This window comes from Rhodococcus sp. 14-2496-1d, assembly GCF_002259365.1.
Taxonomy (GTDB): Bacteria; Actinomycetota; Actinomycetes; order Mycobacteriales; family Mycobacteriaceae; genus Rhodococcoides.
The window spans coordinates 164,128-186,252 of the sequence record NZ_NPFV01000027.1 but is presented as its reverse complement, the minus strand read 5'-3'; the positions used below and the strand labels follow the sequence as shown (position 1 = coordinate 186,252).

Below are 22,125 nucleotides of genomic sequence, written 5' to 3'. Positions count from 1 at the left end.
CAGTCGACAGAAAGGGTGTGAGGTCGCTGCCGGCAACCGGGAGCTGCTCTACTTCTTCGGCTTGTCCGACGAGGATTCCGAGGACAGAGCGGCGACGAAGGCTTCCTGCGGCACCTCGACGCGACCGATCGTCTTCATCCGCTTCTTGCCTTCCTTCTGCTTCTCGAGCAGCTTGCGCTTACGGCTGATGTCGCCGCCGTAGCACTTGGCCAGCACGTCCTTGCGGATCGCGCGGATGTTCTCGCGGGCGATGATGCGAGAGCCGATGGCGGCCTGGATCGGAACCTCGAACTGCTGACGCGGAATGAGTTCCTTGAGCTTGGTGGTCATCTTGTTGCCGTAGGCGGCAGCAGCGTCCTTGTGCACGATTGCCGAGAACGCATCGACAGCTTCACCCTGCAGCAGGATGTCGACTTTCACCAGCGCGCCGCTCTGCTCGCCGATCTCCTCGTAGTCGAGGCTGGCGTATCCACGCGTCCGGGACTTCAGGATGTCGAAGAAGTCGAAGATGATCTCCGCCATGGGGATCGTGTAGCGCAGCTCGACTCGGGTCTCGGACAGGTAGTCCATACCGCCGAGTTCTCCGCGTCGTCCCTGGCAGAGTTCCATGATGGAGCCGATGAACTCGCTCGGCGAGATGATGGTGCACTTGACCATCGGCTCGAACACTTCCCGCGCCTTGCCCTCGGGCCAGTACGACGGGTTGGTGACGATGTGTTCGGCACCGTCTTCCATTTCGACGCGGTAGACCACGTTCGGCGAGGTCGAGATCAGGTCCAGGTTGAACTCCCGCTCGAGCCGCTCGCGGGTGATCTCCATGTGCAGCAGACCGAGGAAGCCGCAGCGGAAGCCGAATCCCAGCGCGACGGAGGTCTCCGGCTCGTAGGTCAGGGCCGCGTCGTTGAGTTGCAGCTTCTCGAGTGCGTCGCGCAGGTCGGGGTAATCCGAGCCGTCGAGCGGGTAGAGGCCCGAGTACACCATCGGACGGGGTTCGCGGTAGCCGGTCAGCGGCTCGGTCGCGCCCTTGCGGAAGGTGGTGACGGTATCGCCGACCTTGGACTGGCGGACGTCCTTCACACCGGTGATGAGGTAGCCCACTTCGCCGACGCCGAGGCCCTTGGTGGCCTTCGGATCGGGAGAGACGATCCCGACCTCGAGCAGCTCGTGCGTCGAGCCGGTCGACATCATCGTGACCTTCTCGCGCGGGTTCAGCGCACCGTCGACGACGCGGACGTAGGTGACGACGCCGCGGTAGGTGTCGTAGACCGAGTCGAAGATCATCGCGCGGGCCGGGCCGTCGGGATTGCCGACCGGGGCCGGAACCAGCTTGACGACCTCGTTCAGCAGTTCCTCCACGCCCACACCGGTCTTGCCGGACACGCGCAGCACATCGTCGGCCTCGCAGCCGATGATGTGGGCGATCTCGGCGGCGTAGCGATCCGGGTCGGCAGCGGGCAGGTCGATCTTGTTGAGCACCGGAATGATGGTGAGCTCTTTGTCCAGGGCCAGGTACAGGTTCGCGAGCGTCTGCGCCTCGATGCCCTGCGCGGCGTCGACGAGCAACACCGCACCCTCGCAGGCCTCGAGTGCGCGCGACACCTCGTAGGTGAAGTCGACGTGGCCTGGCGTGTCGATGAGGTGCAGCACGAACTCCTCACCGTCGACGACCCATGGGAGCCGGACGTTCTGCGCCTTGATGGTGATGCCGCGCTCGCGCTCGATATCCATCCGGTCGAGGTACTGAGCGCGCATCGACCGGTCGTCGACGACGCCCGTGAGCTGCAACATCCGGTCGGCCAGCGTCGACTTGCCGTGGTCGATGTGGGCGATGATGCAGAAGTTCCTGATCCTGGACGGATCGGTGAACGTCGTGTCGGCGAAGCTTGTAATGGGACACTCCTGAGCTATGAGCGATATGGGTGGAGCAAGTGCACGTCAGGCCCTAGTCTACTGTCGCATTTCTCAGGATCGGGACGGCACGGCTTTAGGCGTCGAACGACAGCGCCAGGACTGCATGAACCTCGCCGAACAGCTCGGATGGAAAGTAGTGCGAGTCGAGACGGACAACGACATCTCGGCCGCATCGGGTAAGCGACGTCCCGGCTACGAATCGCTACTTCGGTCCCTCGAGGACGGTTCGGCTGACGCCGTGCTGTGTTGGCACACCGACCGTCTACACCGTCGGTTGGCTGACCTTCTCCCCTTCGTCGAGCTTTGCCAACGTAAGTCCGTCGAAGTGCGCAGCGTTCGCTCGGGCCACATCGACCTGTCTTCGGCCACCGGCCGAACCAATGCTTTGCTCGCCGGGGTGATCGCGAACAATGAGATCGAGCAGACGCGCGAACGGATCCAGCGGCAGAAGCTCGACGCAGCCGCCACAGGGAAGTACCGCGGCGGTCCTCGGCCGTTCGGGTACGAGCCGGGTGGAATGGTGATCCGCGAATCCGAAGCCGAACTGATTCGCGATGCGACCCGGCGCGTGCTCGCGGGAGCGTCACTGCGCTCGATCGTCCGCGAGTGGGCCGCGGCCTCGATCAACACCTCGCTCGGCAAACCCTTCACCGTGACAGGCCTACGCGGTCTTCTCATCCGGTGGCGCAACGCGGCGCGGATCGAACGGCACGGAGTACTGCTCGACGGCAAGGCTCAATGGCCCCCGTTGGTTTCGGAGGAAGAGCTGCGCGCAGTCCGATCGGTTCTGAACGATTCCTCCCGCCGGACGACGCTCAAGCGTGAACGGCAATGGCTCGGTAGCGGCGTCTACCGGTGCATCTGCGGTTCGACGATGCGATCCTCAGGTACTGGACGAACGGCAAAAGGTCAGCGGCGCACCGTTTATCGGTGCCGATGGGCAACCGCCAACCCAGGGCAAGGCGAGCACTCGAGCCGCAGAGCCGAGGCGACAGACCTGTTCGTCGAAACCGCCATTGTCGAGCGGCTACAGCAACCAGAGGCCGTCAAACTGTTCGTGCCCGACGGCGTCGACGTCGACGAACTTCGGCTCAAGCGTGACGTACTCGGCGGTCGCCTGACCGAGGTCGCCGACATGTTTGCGACTGGCTCGATCACGTCCGACCAATTGCGCACCATCACAGCTCGGCTCACCACGGAGCGAGACTCGATCGACAGCGAGCTCTCACGAGTTCGCGCGAGCGGCGACCTCGCCGACATCGTCCTGTCCGAGAACATCGCCGAACGTTGGGCAAACGAGCTCAACCTGGACGTCCGCGCGCGCATCGTCGACGCCATGGCGACTGTGACTCTGTTGCCTGGCAATAGCCGCGCACCGGAGGGCGGCTATTTCAACGAGGATCTGGTGCGGATCGAGTGGCACTGACCGCCCGACCGTTGTAAGCCTTGCGTCTCGATGCGTTCTCGCACAACGCTTTTCGTGATCCGACTAGTTGCGGACCCGTGTTCCTCGAAGTACCTTGGGCGAATCAAGTGCAGCGAAACAACAGAAACGCTGTCCCGCACCGAGACGAGTTGACATGCCCGAGAAGCCGACAATCGCTGAAACCATTTCCGAGATGCTGTCGACGGAGTACTTCCGTCGATTCAACAAGGGAGACAACGTTCCCGAAGAGCAGCACATCAAGGTGTTTTACGAGATTGCAAGCGCCTCCAGCGCGAACGTTGCCGCTGAATACCTGCGGCTCACACGCGGCGTATCAGTCAGTGCCGGGGCCCTAGCTGCCGCCGTGCGCCGAGGCGAGTTGACGGCTTACAAGATCGGAAACAGCCTTCACTTTGCCCCCGTCGACCTCGACACCTGGCTCGAATCACGCAAGGTCGGAGCATGACCAACGATGAGAGGCAGCGAATCGCGAGGCAGCGCGCAGGGTCGCCGCTACCGCTCCCCCCGATTCCCGACGACGCGGCTCGAATTATCCGCAAAGCGTTTCGCATCCGGCCGACAAAGGTCACGCGATGACCGACACGGAACGGCGAATCGAGGCCCACGCGCAGGAGATCGCCGACGCAGCGCCACCGCTCACCGAAAACCAAAAGACCGCCGTTTGTCGGGCAGTCAGGGCCAGTCGCGCCAGCGAATGGCAGCAGTAACCCACCACCACGCGACAACCATCAAAACTGAATGTTCGAAACGAACGGAATGCAAATGAACACTGTTGCCGCGCAAGCAAAAACGGCCCACCCGGGAGGAATGGACCGTTTCGCAGAAGCAAAGCACCACCACAATTCTTATCAAACCGCTGCTCCAGACAATAACACCATCACGTCGTCGATGGAGGCATTCTTCGCAGGTTTGTCCTGGAAAGTTGTTCTCGGAGAATGGGTTGGGACCGAGTACGAGATCGAGTTCACCAGCGACCATTACATTGTGTTGCCCGACTACGGCAACGTCGCGCACGGCAAGGTTCTCCGTGGTCAGGGGTGGCGCTGCACCGACAACAGTTGCGGGCTCGAAGATCTCACCGGACAGCGCGTTCACCGCGAGCGTGTCGAGTTGGTCGATCTCGAGGCGACTATCGCACGACTGACAGCGGGTGTCGCGTGAGAGCGCCGTCGCACGGTAAGGAAGCGGTCGATCTGGCCGAGTCGGGCCTGGCAGTTCTTCCTCTCGCTCACGGTCAGAAACGGCCGTCGACGCTAGTGCGCAACGGATTCAAGGATGCGACCACCGACACCGACCAGATACGTCGGTGGTTCGGATTCTCGCCGAACGCGAACATCGGCGTCGTCGTTCCGGCGGCGCATGTCGTGCTCGACGTGGATCCGCGGAGTGGCGGCGCGGAGACGATGCAATCGCTGTCCGACCGGCTCGGTGAGCTGCCGCCGACGTTGAGCGCTCACACAGGTGGCGGCGGGTGGCATCACTGGTTCGCTATTCCGTCTGACATCGACCCCGCCCGCGGTTCGCTCGGTGCCGGCCTCGACGTCAAAGCCGCGGTGCGCGGGTATGTCGTCGCACCCCCGAGCCTGCACCCATCCGGACAGCGGTACCGGTGGATCGATCCGGACGTCCAGCCAGCGTTGCTGCCCGACGCGTGGGTCGCCGAGCTCGGACACAAGACAACTGCGAGCCGACGGGCGAAACCGACGACTGTCGACGAAGCCGGTGAGTGGCTGGAACGGTGCAATGACCCGCGGGGTGGCAGGTCGCCGAGGACCAAGATCGCTTCCGTCCTGTCCGACGTCCTGGTCGAGATGTCGACCGAGAGTGCACACGAGGTCATGACTCGCCGGGTCTATCGGCTGGTTGCCAACGCTGCCGAGGGAGACACCGGGGTCATCACCGCGCTCGAGGTCATCGAGTACGCGTGGCGGCAGACGATGCATGAGCGCCGCAACGGCACACAGGCAGGCAGCCCGAGGTCGGGCACCGAAGCGCACGCGGAGTTCGTCGCGGCCGTGCGTAGCGCCGTCGCCAAAATCCGAGAGGTAGACCAGTGAGCATCTTGGATTTCGAGTTCGAGGCCGACCGCGAGCGTGTGCTGTCGCGCGAGCCGGTCATAGTCGAGCCGGCCGGACGATCACTGGACGAGCCGCTGGCGAACGCGTTCGTCGAACACTGCCTCACGGATAAGGCGCTGTACCGCGAAGACGTCGCGACATGGGTCGTCCACGACGACGAGACAGGACTCTGGTCGCCGCTGCCGAAGCAGAGCGTTCAGATCGGTCAGATGTTCACCGAGTGGCGTCCAAATGCACTGGCGCGGGTCGTGGACAAGGACGGCGACGAGCGGCTCACCGAGATCGACGGCTCGCTTCGCCTTCGTCGCGACGTGGTCGAGCTCGCCAAGGGGCACCCTCTCGTGCGGTGCCGATCGGACGACTTCGACGCGCTCGACGGTTGCCTGCCGGTAGCGAACGGCGTGCTCGATCTGCGCACCCGCGAACTGACAGCGATCGGCCCCGAGACACGAATCACGCGACGTACAGACGTCGGATACGACCCCGACGCGACAGCGCCGAAAACGTGGGCATTCCTCGTTGGTGCTGTGTCGCCCAAACTGCCTGACGGCTCGCGGGACCGGGTAGCAGGTGAACAAATCGCGCGTTTCTGGTTGCGCTACCTCGCCATGTCGTTGGTGCCGAGCTGGTCCGAGCAATCGAACCATTTCGCCGTCGCGATCGGACCGGGTGGCGGCGGCAAAGGTACTGTCGCTCTGCGTATTCCGCAACTCATCTTCTCCACGCGGGATGCTCGAGGACGGGCCGACGATCGGCGCTCGCTCATCGTGCCCCTGCCATCGGCGATATTCCTGTCTCGGAACGCCGGTGGCAAGCACCGCGGCAACCTCATCGAGTCGCGCGCCGGGGCGAAGCTGGCGGTCGTCGACGAGGGGTTCTCGACCGGCGCCGGTCTTGACCGGGAATACCTGCTCGCATGGACCGGGAACACTCCGATAGCCGCCGAGGGCAAGGGCCGTGACGGCTACGACGTGACGCCGCCGAAACTGATGTTTCTGACCAACAGCGAAGATCTCGACTTCGGTGGGCAGTCGTCGGGCTTGAGACGTCGAATGCTCGTCGTCAGGTTCCCGTGGGGACACGGCGCGGGACAGGCCGAGGATATGGACGAGGGTCTGTTCGCCCGCGACATCGCGCCGGAGGCGTCAGGCATCCTCAACCTCCTGCTCGACGCTGCCGCCGACTACGCAGCGAACGGACTCCGTGTGCCTATCGAGGTTGCGCAGGCATCGGCCGAGACGTGGGCAGGATCGTCGTTCGTCGGCAGCTTCTCGCAGTATCTGCGGCCGATCAACGAGGACGACACCGACGAGGTGCGCGACTGCCCGCTCACTTTGAGCGAGTTATACACAGCCGCAGTCGATCTCGCTAACGCGACGACGGTCGAGGGAGCGCGAGCGGCAGGAATCACCAGCGAGAAGGCACTCAAGAGTCAACTCTCGACGACGTTCGTAACGGCGAGCTGGCCCGAAGGCAGAGGGCGGGTTCCCGGCCTGCGGACGAAGTTCACCCTGGTCTACGGCTTGACGGCCAACGAGGAGTCCGGCGCGTACATCGCCCCTGTGTGCGGAGCTCGACCCCCGAGACTGGTGATCCCCGAGGTCGACACATGGCGGCACGGCAACCCGAACAGACGCGTTGGACAACCCGAATCCGAGCTTCGTCTGTCGTTGTCCGGCGGCGAAATCGACGACCTCGATTCGGCTGCCGAGGCGTACCGAGCGACAGGTGACGAGGCGTGAGTGGGTCACCAGTGGCCCACGTTGCATTTCGACGTAACCCGACTCTGCACATACCCAGAGCAGGGACAAAACAGGCAACGGGTCATATGGGTCACGTAGGTCATGTCTTTCGTCGTTTAGGTCTTTGTGTCGTTCTAGGGAGCCATTCATACCCCTATTGCGCAGTACAGCAGCAGAATGCACTCCGTCGTGACCCAGCCGACCCAACTCGACGAAACCCCAGCTCAAGCCCCCATAAGAAGCGGGTCACCACCTGACCCGACCCGCGAATAACGAGAACGATTACCAACGAGGAGGCGTGATGTCCCAATCTCGACCCCGCGCGCAAGCGCGACGGCGCAGCGGAGAGCGAAACGACCACCGGCACCCGGCGTCCGATTCGAGTTCGACATCTAGGTCGCGAGCGACGATCTGATCCTCGACGTCGAGTGCCCGACTGTGGGGTGCCGGCCGGTGCGCCGTGCGGCGACGACCGACCAACGAACAACCCTGCATCGACCGGTGCAGGCAGCACAACGAACGAAGGAGACACCAAATGAGCACGCAGGAAACCGGCATCGACAGCTCGAACTGGGACACCAACCCCGGCGGGTTCGGACCCAGCGAGGCATCGGAGATCATCGGCAACACTGATGCCCACGCGCACCGGGAGCGACAAACGCGCGCGAGGGAAGAGTCAGATCGTCGAGCAGCTGAACACGATCGCGAGCGAGCCAGCGGCATCGGGGTATCGCCGACGCTCGATCACGAGCTCGGAAAGCGACTGACCGAAGGGCCGCTCAAGGCCATCAAGCGCAATGCGGCCGCGGCGAAGAAGGTGCAGCACCGGCTCGACGAGGAACGTGAGGAACTGCTGAACCTCGCGGCCGGACAGCGCGACGGCGAATTGCTGGCCGTGGCATGGGAAGCGGCAGATGCGAAAGCGAAGGTGCCGTCGATCATGGTGGCCGCGCAGGAGTTCGACAGGACGGCCATTCCGACGTCGCACCCAATCGCGCGGCATGGACAGTTCGAGGAGCGGATGCGTGGACATTGGGCGGATGCGAACCGCGAGGCTGTACTGACGGTGTGGGACGAACTCGAGCAGGTTCTCGGTGAGGAGTCGACGCCGATCCTCGATGAATCGGTACACACATACCGAACGCTGGTCGATGCGACCGGTGAAGTCGACAACGCGGACGCCGTGATCGAGAACGGCCATCCCCACGTACTCGAGGCCTTCAAGACGTGGCCGAAGCTTGTCGAACGGTGGCGGCAGGTCCAGTGCGTTCGGCAGTGGCTCGAGCTGGTCGAAAACAACGGGTTCGACGACAAGTACCCCGAGCGACTTATTCGGACTGACGCACAGGCGCTTGAACAGGACGTGTGGCGCAGTCAGTTCGTCGGACAATACGGCGTCGAGATCGCGCACGTCGACACGCCCGACGCGGCGCTGCAGTGGTATGCGGACAACAAGATCGAGACAGGAGCACACGCATGAAAGCGAACACGACGACCACCGGTATGGCTCGCTACCTCACGGACCCGCCCAAGACCGCGACGCAGGAACACCAACAGGCGCGGCGCACGGCCAACGAGAAGCGCCAGCCGGGACCGGTGACCGAGATCGCGTCGAAGCACGGAATGGAACTGCGCAAGCTCGCTCGCGATCTCGACGCACGCAGGGCCAGGTTCGACGACGAGAGGAACGAATGCGACCGACGAGTTTCAGCTCGCGAGGCCGCGAGAGTACAGCGGGCCAAGGAAGCACTCGAGCATCGGACCGAGATCGCGGACCCGACAAGCAGGGGTATGTCTCGTTACCGGCTCGACAGAGAAAGCCGGTAGGCGCAGCGGCCCCGTCTACCTATCGTGGACGGGGCCGCTCATGCTCTCTTTACTGGGAATTCCGATATAACACGAATGCGGAGAACAAACCAGGCAGCCACAGCGTGGGTTGAAATGCCGCAGGCTTCCAGCCTGTGGCTTCCTGAATGAATCCACCACGATCCCGCTGCTGCTTGTTCCATGCCATATCGCGGACCGGCAGCTGAAGGAAATTAAGCTTGACTCCGTCGACCGCAGACTTCGGCCATTGGAAGAATGTCAGGAAGTCTTCATGTTCAGGCATGTCAGACCATCGGTCAGGCTGGAAGGGTGCCAACTCTCCCCCAAGATTGCTCCCGTGAATAGACCAAGTGATGTGCCGGTGGCCTTCCGGTAAGCCATTCGCGTCTTGGAGCTTCCCAGAATCAACCTGACGGACGTATTCCTCAAGCATGAGGTCAGCGGGGTATTCGGCAAGATCGTACTCGTCTCCAACGATCGAGCCTGCGACTTCGTACTCCAGCCAGAGCGTTGTCTCGCGTGAGAAAGTCTTGTCGCGGTTCACTACGTTCCACATGGTTTGTTCCATTGCTGGACTTTAACTGCAGCTGTGTGCGGTAGGGGGGGGAGGCCCCTGCCCGGTCTGGCAGATAGGCAGCTGGGTACTGCACATTTCGTCGGCTGCGGTGCGAAAAGAACTGCATTTTGACGGACCTCAAGCGCCCTGAACAGGCCTTTTCGGGCTGAACGCGCGTTCGAATGACGGATCCAGCTCGACGTCCAGCGTGGTTTGGGTCGACAATCTGTTCGATTTAAGCCGAATCCTGTTTGCGCTAAAGCGTTTACAGGCGGCGGTCCTAGAACATTGGACAGATACCGGTACGGGGTATGAGTATTGACCTTGCCGATCAAGAACAGAAAGAAGCGACTCGATGGCCGGAATTACGCCACAGCACCCGATCACTACGGCTACCAAGGAGCCGCACTTGGACATGGCCAAAAGCGTCCTCGCGAAGGTCTACGAGCAAGCGCCCTTCACCGCGCAGGTCGACAGCGCGTTTTGGCTCGAGCTCGCGGGTCTGCACTCGTTCCTGTCCGGCCCAGCGGACTGATCGCCCGTGTTCACCGACGCAGAGCTCGCGGCGTGGTTGGTCGCTGAGCGGGATCACCGGATCGCCGAGCTCGAGCACAGCGGCCTCGAATCGTCCGAGGTGCTCGACGAACTGAGAGCGCAGATCGTCGACGCGGCGATCGCTCGCCAACTCGGCACGGTCGGTCTCAGACCACAGAACGTTGCCGATCTGCTCGCCGCGCTCGATCACACGAAGTTCGTCCGGCCGGACGGCACGGTCGACGTCGAGCGGGTCGAGAAGGCCATAGGCGCGCTCGCCCGCGGTGCCGCGACAGAGAACCGACCACCCCCGCGTTCGTCCGACCGCGCACCGAACCTCGGCGTCGGCCGCTACCTCGAAAGGACGTGACTACATGAGCACCGATGACCTAACGGCGGGCACCGAGTCGGTCGTCGACTTCTACCGCGCCAAAGCGAAGAGCGTCGGCATCGTCCTCGAGGCCGACGACCTCGCGACCGCCGCGGACCTACAGGCCACGACCGATGACATCGCGGCGCTCGATGCAGCTCTCGCCGCCGACGGCCGCAAGATCACGACGAAGAGCGGAACGGTCAAGATGCACCCCGCGGTGGCCGCGGTTCGGCAGCTTCGTATGACCCGAGCTCGCTTGGCATCGGTCATGGACGCGCGGATCCTCGCCGCCCGCTCGACGTCCGGAGCTGCGAGCGGTGGGCAGACCGGCATTCGCGGGGTCTACACCGGAGATGGATCTCAGAACCAGGGACGGGACAACGAACGCGGAGCTCGTCGCGGCAAGGGACGTGTGGCGCGCCCCCGAGCGGGACGGGGTGCGTGATGGCTCGACCCATGCTCGCCTCCGAGCGGGTGGACGCCGAACGACCCGCTGGCTTGACGTTCACCGACGTGCCGAAACGGCTTCGTCCCTCGAGTTGGCGACATTGGCTCGACGCAATACCGCTCGTGCCGGACCCGTTGCACGCTGACGAAGTCGTAGCCGCGTATTCGGTGTCGACAGAGCAGTTCGCAGCGCTGTCCGTTGCACCTGCGATCGACGCCCACTGGCGAACGATGGTAGCGACAGAACGCCATCACGACGCGTATGTCGGCTGGCTGTCGGAGCATGATCTCGCCAAAGGTGAAGGGCTCTCGCTCGGCGTCGCGGTCCACGGTTGGCGCTGGTCTGATTTCGAGCGATGGGAGGAATCGATGTGACCGGCACGCTGCGAGTGCCGGCCCGGTGCCACCGCGGCCACCACCTCGAACCGCGGACAGTCTGCGTTCGCCACACCGGTGCCACCGACTCACGGTCGGGCCTCACCCCTGTCGGCTGGGAGTGCATTGTCTGCGTTCGGATCGCTTGCTGGCGGGCCCAATTCCCGAACCAAGCGGTGCCGGTCGAGCTCGTCGAGCCGGAGAACTACAAGCGGCAGAAAGGAACGCTACCTAGGTCGAGGATGCCGAAATATACAGCTGCCGTTGACTTTCAGTCCGGTTGGCAGTTCGCAGACCGCGACTCGACACCCGAGATGCGAGCTGAGAGAGAACACACAGCCGCCGAGCCCAAGCGACGCGAGCTCGCTCGGAGAGAGCGAGAGCAGCGGGACGCCGAAACTCGCCGGGCTCGGGAGGTCCGGCGCGAGCAGGCCGACGACGCTCTGCGGTCGATCCGCGCTCTGATGGGTGCCGCATCGTGATCGTCCTGCGTCTGTTCGGCCTCGAAGTCCTCGCCGTCGGCAACCCAGAGCTCGACGAAACCGAGCCGGACGCGCTCGACAACACCGCTGGCAGTTTCGAGCTCGCGGACCCCGAACTCACCGAACGTGACCACGACGTCTACCTCGCAAGCAAGCGGCATCGACCGCCCATCGTGGCAATCGGATCGAAACACCAACGCTCGACGACGCCCGTTCGCGCCTTCGGGTTTCGGCCGAAAATGTAAGCATCGAGTCTCGATGCGTTTGCGCTGCAATATGATTCATCGCGCCAGATTCGACACACGACAAGTGGTCGTCCTACCCTGACGCAAGGTCGCTTCTCTGGCCAAGGGCGATCAGGTATCACTCTGGCTCGAAGATGGCTTCCCCGACGTGGCGGCACCGGGAAGCAACAAGACCGTCGCCGAGATCAAGACCCTGCTGGACACGCACTTGCCAAACCTGGCTGCCGCGTTCCCGACGCAGCCCCCTCGGCCACCGCGTGGCACATCAACACCACCACGCTCAAGTACCTCCGCGACACGTGGGGACAGACCGCCGCGTTCGCGCAGGTGTGGTCGCAGACCCGGTTCACCAAGCAGAAGCGCTACGCCATCGCCCGAGGTAGCTGGACCGCCGCAGGATCGGCGTCCTCGCCCATCAAGCTCGTCGACGTCTGCCCGGTACAGCGACGGCTTCGGCGAGCCTGCCGCGCCCGCCTCGGACTGGTCGTTCACCAACCAGCTGTCGATGAAGAACGCGGCGACCAACCTGTCCAACCCCTACATCCATCTTACCCACGATGAAGTGGCCGAACTGATGCGACGAGCATCGATGATGCGAGGGCTGATCTGATGTCGAGCGAAAAGAGTGCACCCATGCCCACCCTCCTTTCCGCCGACGTTCTCGACGGCCTGACCAGTCGAGCAGACGCAGCCACTGCCCTCGTCGAGGCCACGGACTTCCTTGCGGCAGCCGCGAACGCCGCTGCCGAGGTCCGCAGTCCCGGAGCCGAACCGTCGAATAACCCGGTGGCACAATTGACCACGGCGGGTGCACCCGATGCTCTGCTACGAGCTGTCGAGGGAATCTGGTCGTTTCGAGCCCAGGTGCTCGATCCCGACGTACCCATGGAGATCTCGCACAACGGCGCAGTAGCGATCTACGCACAGGTGTCCGAGACAGCAGCGGCGATCCGCGTGGGCCGGAGGGTCGGACTAGCCTGCTCTAGGATCGCCCGATGGCATGGGTGCAGATGATCCTCGACTTCCTGGTATCGCTGGTGTGGCCTGCCGTGGTGGTGACGGTCCTGATGATGTTTCGCCCGCAGGCGCAATCGTTCCTCGGCGATCTGCACGAAGTGGTCTTCCTGGCGGTCGACTGACTCGGCGCGCCGACCGGGTGGCCGAAGAGATCAGTGTCTCGGCTCGAACGATCGACCTCAGCAGAGTATCGATGTCCAGGCAGGATGAGCCCGTGCCTGCCTTCCCGTCTGTCACCGCACTCGACGGCCTCTTGAGTGGAGATCCAGTCGACGCGCTGGTGAAGGCAACCGATCTGGTGGCCGACACTGCGAAGATTGCCGCGCGATTGCGTGACGCCGAGGTGGCGAACTACGCCGACCCGGCCGCGCAACTCGCCGCGGCCGACGCCCCGCCTGATCTCGTCGATGTGACTCGCAGTATGTGGGATTTCCGCCGTATGGTTCTCGATCCAGAGTTCCCTATGGAGGTCACCGGCAGGGGTGCCGCATCGGCAATCGACGCTGCAAGGGATGTCATCCAGAGCATCCAGACGTGGTCTCACCTCGACTCTGGATCGGGCGCATAACGCGAGTTTCGGCCCTACTGTGCCAGAACCTGCAAGTTGATGGCGATGGACTCCTTGCCGTTTACTGTCGTCTCGACACGGTAGGTTCCAGGCTTTGGGATCACAAGGGATGTCAGATCGACGACAAACGGATTGCTCATGACGCGTGGATCCACGTCTTCCTCTGGTCCAAAGATCTGGGTAGCATCCGCTGCGATTTCAGTGAGCACAACATCGTCAGAGTCGATGTCAACGATTCGAAACACCAGCGGGATGTCCGATTCCGCCGACGAGACGTCCAGGATCGCGACCAGGTAGAGGCCTAAATGACTCGGAAAGACAGGGCGAAAGGCGCGCGTCACCCCGCCGCCGAGAACGTTGATCAGTCCCTCTGTAATTGTGACGTGGGGCGTGAAAAACAGTGTGCTAAACATGTTCTGCCTTCTCGGTCAGAGCCAAAGCGCGAGGCGCGCTGGAGAGGCTCTCCGGCGTAACCCATGAAGTTCTGTTGCGTCCCGGCGCGCCATTTCCAAGGAAGCCAGCGACCGTGAACGGGAAGGGCTCTGGCGAATCGAGAATGTGAATCTCAAAATTTGAGACATGCGCGCCAGTCAGTCTCCCTCGCTGGCTTCCGCTGATCAGGACCACATCAGGTGAATTTAAGTGTGCGTCCATCTCGATAGATGCGTCAATGGCCAAAGCGTATGCGCGAATGGTCGAGAGTCGGGGGTTTGCGTCGATCCGTTCAAACCTGGAGACCGCACTCTTGTCCACCCCCATCCTCCGGGCCACTTCCGTCTGGGACAGGTCCCGAGACTCCCTGAGCTTCACTAGCCGTTGCTTGAATGCCAACTCGGCAGCGGACAGCTGGCGCGCGAGCTGCGCGCTGCGTGTTTGTCGTCGAGGTGTACGTGCCATGCCTTAAGCCTCCTGCGAAGTTGCAGAAATCGCAACACTGACGCCAAATTGGCTGGTGGATCCTACTTGGACCGCGTTCGGTAGCCACACTTGTTCGCGCACCACTTGGCGATCGAGTCCATTGCAGCTCTGATGTGTTTGGTCTGAGTGGACTTCATCGTGCTCTTCTTCCAGCCTGTGTGTTTGTACTCGATGAGCGCTGCTAGTAGAGCGTGTCGGTCGAACGGAGCCTCGCCGAAGTAGAGGCGATATTCGCGGTGGCCGCCGTCTTGCTCTTCCGGTCCGGGAGACTTGATTTCTGCCAGCCACGGAGGGTTGCGTCTAGAAATTTTGTCCAACCATCCGATCGGTGCGTCGTACTGATCGTTCGGCAATCCGCCCGGTTCTTCCGCGAGATCCATCATGTTGAGAAGATGCTCGATTTCCAGCTCTGACTCGTCTGAGTACTTCTCAAGCGTGCGGGCGTACAAGTCGGTCTCGAACCACTCACAACTGCCGGCAGACGCCTTGGACGTGCGCTCACCTTGAGGAGCCAAAGTCGGTATTCCCTTGGTCGTTTGAGTACGGCGAAAGTTTCGGCACTCGGGCTGTGATGCTACATCGACTATCGAACCGACGAATGCGTTCCTTGAACGTGCTGAAGTTTCACTCTGCAATACTCGACGCTATGGCTGACGAACCGACCCTCACCCCGTTCGTTGACGAGGGACAGGCCAGATCTTTGCTTATTCCCGGCGGTCGTCGCGCCTACCGCTACGACGGTTCGGACGACCTGATCATCGACAAGTGGGCCGCAGACGTGTAGGTGTTCAGCCAGGCATCTTCTTGCCCAGCACCTTTCCGTGACCCGTTCTGACCGCTGGTTGCAGATCGGAGCGGGTTAGACCGGCAGATGCCAGCTGCTGGTCGATATCGTTTGGGTTGAAGTAGTACGACACCTGATCGCCTGGGCTGAGGCGCGCTGGCAATACTGTCGTCTTGATGTAGGAACCTGTTGGCTGCAGTGTTCTTCCTTCGGGCAGCTGGAAATAGAAGCTCTGCACCATCGTTTCCAGTCGACCACTATTGGTCGCCTCGATGGCGATGAAGTTCTGACCGCCCGGCCCCGTGACGAACCCAAGATGAGCCGAGACCTCCACCTTCGGACCGTTGCGTCGCCACGAGTAGATCTGCCATCCGATCGACCCGAGCGCGGTCAGTAGCGCGAGGCAGCTGATAATCAAGGTGAAAATCACAGGTCCGGTCCACATCAGCGGAAATCTACTCGCGTGCGCGCCCGCCGAAGCTGGAATCGGCGCACTCGGCGGTCATCGGCGACGCTACGAACCGTGCGATGCGTCGCACGAAATTGGGCAGGAATCGGACGCGATGACGCCACGCGGAACTGTCGGTGCCCGGGGATAGTCTGCGCAGATGACCACCACCACCACCGGCTCCGCCGACTTCAAGCACCCAAAGTGCTACGCCAATACCGCGGGAGGATGCTCGACCAAGATCTCGGGCGAGCACTACGTCTCGCATGGCCTGATCAAGCTCTACAGCTTCGATGATCCCGACGCAACGATCCGGCATGACAACGGCCTCGGGGTCCGGCGGTTCGTCCAACCTAAAAAGTTCGTCGCGAATGTCCTATGCGAGAAGCACAACAACGGTTTGTCGGATGCCGACAAGGCAGCCATCAAATTTGCGACGTTCCTCCGCACAATTGCTTTGCGCTACCAGGGTGGCGCGGGCGATTGGGGAGAAGACGAGTCGGTCGAGATCTCCGGTGGTGACTTTCAGCGGTGGGTTCTGAAGCTGCTCCTCACGCACGCTGCGGGAAATGCCTTCGGGTCCGACGGCGTCGCGGTCAAAAGCCCAATTATCGATGACTCGATCCATCTCCTGCTCAACCGCGCGGCATGGCCTAGGACCTGGGGACTTTACGTCGCCGCTGACACCGGTCACCAGCATCTCAAGTTCGACCCCTTCTCGCGGGTCGAGACCGTGACCACCGATTGGTGTAACGCGTACCCAATGTTCGGCAACGAAGGCAACGCGATGCGGGGAGGACTCGTCGAGCTGGCGGGTGTTGGTTTCGGCTTGAGTTTGTTCAATCAGGGACGCCGAAACCGACTGCATCGTGCTGTGGGGCTGAGACGCCGCTTCGACGATCCGCGAAATCCCGCGAGAGGAACGGTCCAGAGGCCCAAGTACATCGCGTGGGTGCGCGACGGGGTCGAAAAGCGCATCAACTTCGCTTGGGGCGACCAGCACGAGCACAAGAGCGTCACTTACACGATGAGGACGACGCGTGATCGACCCCGTATGGGCTGGCGTCGTGGGTACCGCGGTAGGCGCAGTAGCGGGTAGTGCAGCATCGTTGCTTGCACCGCTCATCAACTGGAAAACAGAGAAACAACGGCTGGTTGTCGAAAAACAGAACGCCAAGGAACTTGCAGCCCAGCAACACGGCCACGAAATCGATCGACTAAGACAGGTCGCGGAGGCTGCCGAACTGACTGCGAGGCGGCAGTTGACTACGGAATGGCGCAACGGGTTGGCCGAGTCGATGAAGGCGTTTCACACTCCTATGGTCGCGGTACGTCCCCTTTCGGGCAAGCACTGGTTCGAGACGCTCAGACCCTACTTGAACGCGGATGACACGAACATCAAGGTCGACCTGGTCAACCCGGTGATCGCTGAGGTAGACGAGTGGAAGGGGCGAACTCTTTCTGACGAGATCACTCGAATAGCCCGACAATGGGGCGTTCTTGAGTAGGCCCAACAGACGCAAAACGGCCCCGCCTCAACCGGGAAGTCAAGGGCGGGGCCGTTCCTCAAACAACGCGTCGCTGCAGCGCACGGTGTTGGTTACATCGTGCCCGATACCGCGGGCACTCGCGAAAACTCTGTATTCAGCCGAACACCAACGATGAGAGACCGCTCATCGCGAACGGGTCCGTGGGTTCGGGGTCAGCAGGGGGAATGGCACTCCCGAACTTCGCGTCGATCTGTCGGTCCAGCTCGGCGATCCGTTCGAGATATTCGGAATACCCGACGCGGATCGCGAAGGTCAACAGATCGAACTCTTCGCGGGACAAGTTGACCGTGAGCGTCGGCGAGAACCTGATCGACACGTCGAAGTCGTCGAAATAGTTGAACGTAACGACCGGCTCGAAGTCAAGGGCGTTTTCCGTGTTGGTGGTGTGTGCGAACATGCCTGACCCTCTCCTAAGTGGAGAACTGCCTCAGAATCAGGAGTGTCTTATCGCCAACCTTGTGTCGGCGAAGCTGGGCACTCGTATCCTTCGGCTGGCGTGTTCGAAATGAGCGAACGGGTTTCCCTATCGTCCCACGCCGAGAACGGTGCGCCGTCCCCGGCTGTCCGAGTCGGGTGTTCACGTTGCCGCGGTTCGGGCGATGAGCAGCAGCGTCTGCATCGCTACACTCGCCGCATGGCTGGCAACTGGAGCAGATTCGGCAAGGAACTGGGCAAGATCGCGATGCGCGAGGGACCTCGGCTGCTGCGTCAATTGCAGAAGTCCGGAGCCCTGCAGAAGGGCAAGGACGCGATCAGCGGAACGGCCGCGCGCACGTCCGCTCCGGCACCTCGTCCGGGGCGTCCGGTGGCATCGCAGACCAGACCTACAGCGCAGCGCGCCCGCACCATCGAGTACTCCCCCGACCTGGACGGCAAGGCCGACCCCGGTGAGATCGTCTGGACCTGGGTCACCTACGAGGAAGATGCCAGCCAGGGCAAGGACCGCCCGGTGCTGGTCATCGGACGCGAGGGCAACGACCTGCTCGGCCTGATGTTGTCGAGCCAGAGCAGCCGCGACGGAGACCGTGACTGGCAGTCGATCGGGTCCGGGTCCTGGGACGCCGAGGGCCGACCGAGCTGGATTCGACTGGATCGAGTGCTCGACGTGCCCGAGGACGGCATCCGCCGCGAGGGTGCGATTCTGAGCAAGCCCCAATTCGATTCCGTCGCAAACAGATTGCGTCGCGACTTCGGCTGGAACTGATGCGCGCGCGTTGTGCGTCCCGCGAAGGACGCACAACGCGCATCGGGCTCACGCCAACCGGGTGATTTCCACGACCACGTCGAGAGCCGTCGAACCGCCGCCGGAGAAGATGCCCTTCAGCGGTGGCACGTCGGCATAGTCACGGCCGAGTCCGACCGACACGTGCTGCTCGTTGACGGCGATCGCGTTGGTCGGGTCGTAACCCCACCAGGCACCGGTCCACGCCTCGATCCAGGCGTGGCTCTGGCCCTCCACGGTCGCACCGATCGCGGCCTGCTTCTTCGGGTGCAGGTAGCCCGAGACGTACCGGCTGGGGATGCCGATGCTGCGCAACATCAACAACGTCAGGTGGGCGTAGTCCTGGCAGACGCCCTTCTTCTCCGACCACGCCTCGACGGCCGAGGTGTGCACGCCGGTGGTCCCCGGCACGTAGGACATCTCCTGGTTGACCCAGTTGGCGATCTCCACCACCGATTCCTGCGGCGGTAGGCCCTTGGACAGCTTCTTCGCCACCGACGCCAGTTGCCTGTTCTTCGGCACGTACTCGGTGTTGTCGAGGACCTCGTTGAAGCGATCGATCACCTGCTCGCTCGCGAGCTCCTCCCAGGAGGCGTTCTCGTCCGGGTAGACGAAGGGGTCGGTCTCGACCACCGACGATCCGGTGACCTCGAGCTCGGTGTGCGGTGCGTGCAGGTCGAACGCCGTCACCGCTGTGCCCCAGTAGTCGGTGTAGCGGTAGGAACGCGTCACCGGGTCGGTCTCGACTCGGTTCAGAATCACGTTCTGCCGGTTGTCACTTCGCGGCGTCAACCGAGCCTCGTTGTACGACGACGTCACCGGTGCGTCGTACTGATAGCCCGTGGTGTGCACGACACGCATACGCCAGCTCACAGTTCACCTTCCAGTTGATCTTCGAATGTTCCCGAGCCGGCGTCCGTCCACGCAACCCACGGAGCTGCATGGAAATACTGCTTGGAGATCGCGTCACCGAGTTCACGGCAGGTTTCCTGCAGGGAGAGCAGGCGCTCCTGCAGATCGTCGAGAATTTCACCGGGACGAAGGAATTCGAGTTCGCTACGAGCGCGGCCGAGTAGGCGCTGCGCTTCGGCGCGTGCACCGACTCGACTGTTGGGCTGATGGTCGAGCTGATCGAGCGAACGTTCCGCCTCGTTGAGTGCGTAGAACACCGAGCGCGGAAAGAGCCTGTCCAGCAACATGAATTCGAGAACTCGCTGGGCGTCGAGCGCGCCGCGGTAGGTGCGCAAGTAGGTGTCGTGAGCACCGGCGGAGCGCAGCACCGTGACCCAAGCCGGCGACGACGGCCGGTCACCGGCTCGCGAGAGCAACAACCGAACGATCATGTCGATGCGCTCGACCGAGCGACCGAGCAGGAGGAAGCGATAGCCGTCGTCGTGACTGAGGGTGGAGTCCGCGAGACCGGCGAACATCGCGGCGCGCTCCTCGATGTAGCTGAAGAACTCGGCCGGGCCGGTGCGCTTGGACGCCCTGATGCGCTCGTTCAAACCGTTGTACGTGGTGTTCAAGCACTCCCACATCTCACTGGACGTGACTTCTCGTGCACCACGGGCGTTCTCACGTGCGCTGGACAGTGAGTCCACGATCGAACCCAACCCGTCCCGGCTGAAGGCGACGACCTCGGTGAGCGACCACACGTCGAGCGAGACGTCCGGCTCGTGCTTGAAGCCGAGCACTCGCAACAACACTCGCGACGTGTGGTCCGGATCGACCGTGGCGTCCTCGAGAAGCTGGTGGACGGTGACGTCGAGAATGCGGGCGGTGTCGTCCGCTCTCTCGACGTACCGTCCGATCCAGTAGAGCGACTCTGCGTTGCGCGCGAGCATTTACTGTCCACCGCCGTTCGAGTCCGAGTTCGTTGCCTGCTGTTGCTGCTGCTGTTGTTGCTGTTGCTGATTCATCTGCTGGTCCATCGTCAGCTCCGGGCCCTGTTCGGCCATCGGCGACTCCGGTGGAACGCTGACGATCTCCTCGCCGGCAAGCTCCTGCTCCTCCAGAGAGGTTCGGGTGGCGAGTACCCAGGTGTCCTTGCTGCCGCCGCCCTGGCTCGAGTTGACCACCAGGGATCCCTCCGGCAACGCAACCCGGGTCAAGCCGCCGGGCAACACCCAGACGTCGTCGCCGTCGTTGACGGCGAACGGCCGCAGGTCGACGTGGCGCGGTACCAATCGATCGCCGATCTTGGTCGGCACCGTCGAGAGCTGCACGACGGGCTGGGCGATCCAACCGCGCGGATCCGCGCGGACCTTCTTGCTGATCGTGGCGAGTTCCTTCGGCGAGGCGTCGGGCCCGAAGACGATGCCGTAGCCGCCCGAGCCTTCCACCGGCTTGATGACCAGTTCGTCGATGCGGTCGAGAACTTCCTCGCACTCGTCGTCGAGCCAGCACCGGAACGTGTCGACGTTGGCCAACAGCGGCTTCTCGCCCATGTAGTAATCGATGATGGTCGGCACGTAGGTGTAGACGAGCTTGTCGTCGCCGACGCCGTTCCCGACAGCGCTCGAGATGACGACGTTGCCTGCCCGAGCGGCATTGACCAGACCTGCAACTCCCAGCACCGAGTCGGGACGGAACTGCATGGGGTCGAGGTAGTCGTCGTCGATGCGTCGGTAGATGACGTCGACCTGACGCTCGCCCTCGGTGGTGCGCATGTAGACGATGTTGTCTCGGCAGAACAGGTCGCGTCCTTCGACGAGCTCGACGCCCATCAGTCGCGCGAGCAGCGAGTGCTCGAAGTACGCCGAGTTGGCGACGCCAGGAGTGAGAACCACCACGGTCGGGTCGGCCTCGTTGAGGGCGGCCGACGCGCGCAGTGCCCGCAGCAGATGCGAGGCGTAGTCACCGACGGCGCGGACGCGGTGGCTGGCGAACAGATCGGGGAACACCCGGGCCATGGTGCGACGGTTCTCCATGACGTAGGACACGCCCGACGGTGACCGGAGGTTGTCCTCGAGGACACGGAACGTGCCCTGCGCGTCGCGAATGAGGTCGATGCCCGCGACGTGGATACGCACACCGTTGGGCGGTGTGATGCCGACCGCCTCTCGGTGGAAGTGCTCGCAGGAGGTCACCAGCCGCTTGGGTACCACTCCGTCGCGCAGGATCTCCTGGTCGCCGTAGATGTCGGCGAGGAACATCTCGAGAGCTTTGACGCGCTGCTTGATGCCGCGCTCGAGACGTGACCACTCGCCCGCCGCGATGACACGGGGTACCTGGTCGAGCGGGAAGGGGCGTTCCTGGCCGGACAGAGAGAAGGTGATGCCCTGGTCGATGAAGGCTCGTCCCAGCGCGTCGGATCTCGCATCCAGGTCCACCGCGTTCGCCGGGGCGAGTGCGGTGTGGATGCCCTTGTACGGAGTTCGGGTGCGCCCGTCGGCGTCGAACATCTCGTCGAAGGCGAGACTGTACTTTCCGACGTCGGAATACCCGCCGAACACTCCGTCGGCTTCGGGTTCGTCACGATCCGCTGACTTGGTTTTGGTCGCTTTGGCCTTGGTGGTGGCATGCGTTGCCGATCGCGGACTCATTCTGGCCATGTTGCTACAGAGACAGGAGTTAGGCGCGGTAGAAGCGTTAATTTCTT

29 protein-coding genes are annotated in these 22,125 nt (G+C 62.8%); 19 read left to right on the top strand and 10 right to left on the bottom strand.

What is annotated here, in order from left to right; genetic code table 11:
* Positions 1–48: 48 nt before the first annotated feature.
* On the bottom strand, positions 49–1,917 hold the full coding sequence (gene lepA / locus CH296_RS19865; RefSeq protein WP_094685587.1) for a translation elongation factor 4: 1,869 nt from the start codon (positions 1,915–1,917) through the stop codon (positions 49–51).
* Here lepA and CH296_RS19860 point away from each other — a divergent pair.
* The 7 genes from CH296_RS19860 to CH296_RS19835 all read left to right on the top strand — a co-directional run bounded on the left by CH296_RS19860 (position 1,907) and on the right by CH296_RS19835 (position 9,005).
* The gene (locus tag CH296_RS19860; protein WP_094685586.1) at positions 1,907–3,337 is read left to right on the top strand and encodes a recombinase family protein; all 1,431 of its coding nucleotides are present in this window, start codon (positions 1,907–1,909) and stop codon (positions 3,335–3,337) included. The two genes, lepA and CH296_RS19860, sit on opposite strands and share 11 nt — an antisense overlap.
* 154 nt (positions 3,338–3,491) lie before the next feature.
* Positions 3,492–3,803: a helix-turn-helix domain-containing protein gene (locus CH296_RS19855; RefSeq protein ID WP_094685585.1), complete on the top strand. Its 312-nt coding sequence runs from the start codon at positions 3,492–3,494 to the stop codon at positions 3,801–3,803.
* A 317-nt stretch (positions 3,804–4,120) separates the two neighbouring features.
* Positions 4,121–4,519 (top strand): hypothetical protein, encoded by a 399-nt coding sequence (locus tag CH296_RS29035; RefSeq protein WP_179277783.1) that lies wholly within the window; start codon positions 4,121–4,123, stop codon positions 4,517–4,519.
* Complete coding sequence (locus CH296_RS19850; protein WP_179277782.1) at positions 4,516–5,415, top strand: bifunctional DNA primase/polymerase; 900 nt, start codon at positions 4,516–4,518, stop codon at positions 5,413–5,415. Before CH296_RS29035 ends, CH296_RS19850 begins: the two co-directional genes overlap by 4 nt.
* Positions 5,412–7,178: a DNA primase family protein gene (locus CH296_RS19845; protein ID WP_094685583.1), complete on the top strand. Its 1,767-nt coding sequence runs from the start codon at positions 5,412–5,414 to the stop codon at positions 7,176–7,178. The genes CH296_RS19850 and CH296_RS19845 overlap by 4 nt, the downstream gene beginning before the upstream one ends.
* A 535-nt stretch (positions 7,179–7,713) precedes the next feature.
* Positions 7,714–8,658, top strand: coding sequence for a hypothetical protein (locus CH296_RS19840; RefSeq protein WP_094685582.1), 945 nt, complete (start codon positions 7,714–7,716; stop codon positions 8,656–8,658).
* Positions 8,655–9,005, top strand: a complete 351-nt coding sequence (locus CH296_RS19835; protein ID WP_094685581.1) for a hypothetical protein — start codon at positions 8,655–8,657, stop codon at positions 9,003–9,005. The genes CH296_RS19840 and CH296_RS19835 overlap by 4 nt, the downstream gene beginning before the upstream one ends.
* Before the next feature lie 49 nt (positions 9,006–9,054).
* Here CH296_RS19835 and CH296_RS29330 read toward each other — a convergent pair whose 3' ends face one another.
* Positions 9,055–9,573 (bottom strand): hypothetical protein, encoded by a 519-nt coding sequence (locus tag CH296_RS29330; RefSeq protein ID WP_218830267.1) that lies wholly within the window; start codon positions 9,571–9,573, stop codon positions 9,055–9,057.
* A 529-nt stretch (positions 9,574–10,102) separates the two neighbouring features.
* Between CH296_RS29330 and CH296_RS19820 the strand changes: the two genes are divergently transcribed.
* From CH296_RS19820 to CH296_RS19790, 8 genes are all read left to right on the top strand, one after another.
* Positions 10,103–10,465: a hypothetical protein gene (locus CH296_RS19820; RefSeq protein WP_094685579.1), complete on the top strand. Its 363-nt coding sequence runs from the start codon at positions 10,103–10,105 to the stop codon at positions 10,463–10,465.
* Positions 10,466–10,469: 4 nt separating this feature from the next.
* Complete coding sequence (locus CH296_RS19815; protein WP_094685578.1) at positions 10,470–10,913, top strand: hypothetical protein; 444 nt, start codon at positions 10,470–10,472, stop codon at positions 10,911–10,913.
* Positions 10,913–11,290, top strand: coding sequence for a hypothetical protein (locus tag CH296_RS19810; protein ID WP_143546398.1), 378 nt, complete (start codon positions 10,913–10,915; stop codon positions 11,288–11,290). The genes CH296_RS19815 and CH296_RS19810 overlap by 1 nt, the downstream gene beginning before the upstream one ends.
* 314 nt (positions 11,291–11,604) lie before the next feature.
* Positions 11,605–11,772 (top strand): hypothetical protein, encoded by a 168-nt coding sequence (locus CH296_RS29030; protein ID WP_179277781.1) that lies wholly within the window; start codon positions 11,605–11,607, stop codon positions 11,770–11,772.
* Positions 11,769–12,017 carry a hypothetical protein gene (locus CH296_RS19800; RefSeq protein ID WP_094685575.1) on the top strand — a complete coding sequence of 83 codons (249 nt, stop codon included), beginning with the start codon at positions 11,769–11,771 and terminating at the stop codon, positions 12,015–12,017. The genes CH296_RS29030 and CH296_RS19800 overlap by 4 nt, the downstream gene beginning before the upstream one ends.
* Positions 12,018–12,650: 633 nt before the next feature.
* Positions 12,651–13,031: a hypothetical protein gene (locus tag CH296_RS19795; protein WP_143546397.1), complete on the top strand. Its 381-nt coding sequence runs from the start codon at positions 12,651–12,653 to the stop codon at positions 13,029–13,031.
* Positions 13,013–13,156: a hypothetical protein gene (locus tag CH296_RS29025; RefSeq protein WP_179277780.1), complete on the top strand. Its 144-nt coding sequence runs from the start codon at positions 13,013–13,015 to the stop codon at positions 13,154–13,156. The genes CH296_RS19795 and CH296_RS29025 overlap by 19 nt, the downstream gene beginning before the upstream one ends.
* Positions 13,157–13,227: 71 nt before the next feature.
* A complete protein-coding gene (locus CH296_RS19790; protein WP_143546396.1) occupies positions 13,228–13,602 on the top strand; it encodes a hypothetical protein in 375 nt (124 codons plus the stop codon).
* A 14-nt stretch (positions 13,603–13,616) separates the two neighbouring features.
* Here CH296_RS19790 and CH296_RS19785 read toward each other — a convergent pair whose 3' ends face one another.
* The 3 genes from CH296_RS19785 to CH296_RS19775 form a co-directional block, all read right to left on the bottom strand.
* A complete protein-coding gene (locus tag CH296_RS19785; protein WP_094685572.1) occupies positions 13,617–14,015 on the bottom strand; it encodes a hypothetical protein in 399 nt (132 codons plus the stop codon).
* Complete coding sequence (locus CH296_RS29890; RefSeq protein WP_094685571.1) at positions 14,008–14,499, bottom strand: helix-turn-helix transcriptional regulator; 492 nt, start codon at positions 14,497–14,499, stop codon at positions 14,008–14,010. Before CH296_RS29890 ends, CH296_RS19785 begins: the two co-directional genes overlap by 8 nt.
* Before the next feature lie 62 nt (positions 14,500–14,561).
* Entirely contained in the window at positions 14,562–14,903 is a 342-nt protein-coding gene (locus CH296_RS19775) for a hypothetical protein (protein ID WP_143546395.1), read from the bottom strand.
* A 263-nt stretch (positions 14,904–15,166) separates the two neighbouring features.
* Between CH296_RS19775 and CH296_RS29020 the strand changes: the two genes are divergently transcribed.
* Positions 15,167–15,304: a hypothetical protein gene (locus CH296_RS29020; protein ID WP_179277779.1), complete on the top strand. Its 138-nt coding sequence runs from the start codon at positions 15,167–15,169 to the stop codon at positions 15,302–15,304.
* Between the two features lie 4 nt (positions 15,305–15,308).
* Here the strand turns inward: CH296_RS29020 and CH296_RS19765 are convergent, their stop codons facing one another.
* Entirely contained in the window at positions 15,309–15,734 is a 426-nt protein-coding gene (locus tag CH296_RS19765; RefSeq protein WP_143546394.1) for a hypothetical protein, read from the bottom strand.
* A 178-nt stretch (positions 15,735–15,912) separates the two neighbouring features.
* Here CH296_RS19765 and CH296_RS19760 point away from each other — a divergent pair, with 178 nt between their 5' ends.
* Entirely contained in the window at positions 15,913–16,851 is a 939-nt protein-coding gene (locus CH296_RS19760) for a hypothetical protein (RefSeq protein ID WP_094685567.1), read from the top strand.
* Positions 16,793–17,260 (top strand): hypothetical protein, encoded by a 468-nt coding sequence (locus tag CH296_RS19755; RefSeq protein ID WP_143546393.1) that lies wholly within the window; start codon positions 16,793–16,795, stop codon positions 17,258–17,260. Before CH296_RS19760 ends, CH296_RS19755 begins: the two co-directional genes overlap by 59 nt.
* Before the next feature lie 136 nt (positions 17,261–17,396).
* Here CH296_RS19755 and CH296_RS19750 read toward each other — a convergent pair whose 3' ends face one another.
* Positions 17,397–17,699 (bottom strand): hypothetical protein, encoded by a 303-nt coding sequence (locus CH296_RS19750; protein ID WP_094685565.1) that lies wholly within the window; start codon positions 17,697–17,699, stop codon positions 17,397–17,399.
* Between the two features lie 237 nt (positions 17,700–17,936).
* Here CH296_RS19750 and CH296_RS19745 point away from each other — a divergent pair, with 237 nt between their 5' ends.
* On the top strand, positions 17,937–18,506 hold the full coding sequence (locus CH296_RS19745; RefSeq protein WP_032394560.1) for a type II toxin-antitoxin system PemK/MazF family toxin: 570 nt from the start codon (positions 17,937–17,939) through the stop codon (positions 18,504–18,506).
* A 48-nt stretch (positions 18,507–18,554) separates the two neighbouring features.
* On the opposite strand, the gene CH296_RS19740 is transcribed toward CH296_RS19745, so the two are convergent.
* From CH296_RS19740 to CH296_RS19730, 3 genes are read right to left on the bottom strand one after another with little or no spacing between them, the layout of a single operon-like run.
* The gene (locus CH296_RS19740) at positions 18,555–19,385 is read right to left on the bottom strand and encodes a transglutaminase family protein (protein WP_032394561.1); all 831 of its coding nucleotides are present in this window, start codon (positions 19,383–19,385) and stop codon (positions 18,555–18,557) included.
* Between the two features lie 8 nt (positions 19,386–19,393).
* Entirely contained in the window at positions 19,394–20,368 is a 975-nt protein-coding gene (locus CH296_RS19735) for an alpha-E domain-containing protein (RefSeq protein WP_032394562.1), read from the bottom strand.
* On the bottom strand, positions 20,369–21,928 hold the full coding sequence (locus CH296_RS19730; RefSeq protein ID WP_254924288.1) for a circularly permuted type 2 ATP-grasp protein: 1,560 nt from the start codon (positions 21,926–21,928) through the stop codon (positions 20,369–20,371).
* Positions 21,929–22,125 lie beyond the last annotated feature (197 nt).